The organism is Alcanivorax sp. UBA3183 (assembly GCF_002364155.1).
GTDB lineage: Bacteria > Pseudomonadota > Gammaproteobacteria > Pseudomonadales > Alcanivoracaceae > Alcanivorax > Alcanivorax jadensis.
Window position 1 is genome coordinate 461 of sequence record NZ_DEXN01000048.1, and the last position, 1,457, is coordinate 1,917.

Below are 1,457 nucleotides of genomic sequence, written 5' to 3' on the forward strand. Positions count from 1 at the left end.
AGTTATTCAGAGGCTCCCTAGTATTTTCCCACCGTAACACGCCAGCACGACAGGAAAACATGAAGGGCCTGCGCAGGGGCGATCAGGCAGTCAGATCCGGGCGATCCAGTAGCCGCGACAGTTTCTTCAACCCTTGCTTGCGCAGGAAGGTACTGTCGCGCTTGGCCGGGTGAAAATCCCGCTTGTAATACGCCAGGTAGGATTTGCCCAGTTTACGCAACCAGCCCGGCTTGCCGAGTAGCCAGTTGACGCCGCCGCGCACGGATCGCCAGTCGGTGGCATCGTCCATGCCCTTGCGCAGCTGGTAGTAATGGAAAATGGTGAAGCTGATAAATTCCACCGTGGTAAAGGCCATTTCCGAGGTGCGTACCCAGTAGCTGTCCACCTGGTCCTGGTACACATCAAAGGCCACGGCCTTGTGCTCGCTTTCTTCCACCGCATGCCATAACCACAGTGGCAACATGCGTTCGTCCATGCCTTTGAAAAAATCCGGATGCTCCAGCATCAATTCCGCCAGCATGGCGGTGAAGTGTTCCAGGGCGCAGGTCTTTGCCAGCTGTCGTTGCGGTGACAGATGCTTGGCCATGAAGCGCATGCCGCGATTGACGAACTCATCCACCTTGCCGGTGGGCACGCCCTTGGACTCCATGAAGTGATTGAAGGCATCGTGCTCGTTGCCATGATGGGCTTCCTGGCCGATAAAGCCTTTCACCTGCTCGCGCAGCAGCGGGTCCTGGATCTGTTTCTGGTAATGGCGCACTGAGCGCACGAAGAAGCGCTCACCTTCCGGGAAGGTGCAGGACAGGGCCGTCAGCAGAATGGTCTTGAACTGATCGTCGTCAAACCAGTAACGCGGCATGGCCGGATCAAACGAGAAATCCATCTTGCGGGGCTGGATATCGCTGTTATTCAGTTTTTTTGGCGTTTTCGGCGATGTGGCAACCGCTTTGCTAGTCATGGCAAACCCTCCTGCGTATGAGCACAGTATTCGCCAGCGAGAAATGGGACACTAGTTCAGGTTGTGCCATTTCCTGCCTGCCGGCGTCACTGGGAGCACATTGATTGTGAGGGGCCGCAGAGTGACTGTGCCTGGGCGCCACCGCTAACCAGCGTCCGCCCTGGGTGGATCTGACTGACCGGACAGAGCCGCATGCACCGCCTGATCCCGCCCGCGCTGCTTGGCCAGGTAAAGACCTCGATCCGCTTGGCGCATCAGCTCACGGCCGGTGATGTTACTGCCAGGCAGGCGGGTCGCCACACCCACGGACAGGGTCACCGGCTGCCAACTCTCACCAGACGGACAGCCCGCATTATGATTGCGAAGGGTCATCACCAACCGCCAGGCCACTTTCAGCGAGGCATGGATATCTGCCCCCGGCAGCAATATCCCGAACTCTTCACCGCCGATTCGGGCCACCTGATCACCACGGCGGGTAAGGGTCCCGCTAAGCAGCCGA

At 58.5% G+C, this 1,457-nt stretch carries 2 protein-coding genes; both read right to left on the reverse strand.

Translation table 11 applies throughout. The features are described 5' to 3' along the window. Positions 1 to 82 precede the first annotated feature (82 nt). Entirely contained in the window at positions 83 to 958 is an 876-nt protein-coding gene (locus B3Q33_RS15840; protein ID WP_035248598.1) for a metal-dependent hydrolase, read from the reverse strand. A gap of 144 nt (positions 959 to 1,102) precedes the next feature. Beyond that, positions 1,103 to 1,457: GGDEF domain-containing protein (locus B3Q33_RS15845; RefSeq protein ID WP_286829188.1), on the reverse strand; the 355-nt coding region annotated here is incomplete at its 5' end.

What these genes read in the sequence shown, in the direction of transcription:
- B3Q33_RS15840 (WP_035248598.1), bottom strand. Translation starts at nt 958, where the DNA reads ATGACTAGCAAAGCGGTTGCCACATCGCCGAAAACGCCAAAAAAACTG.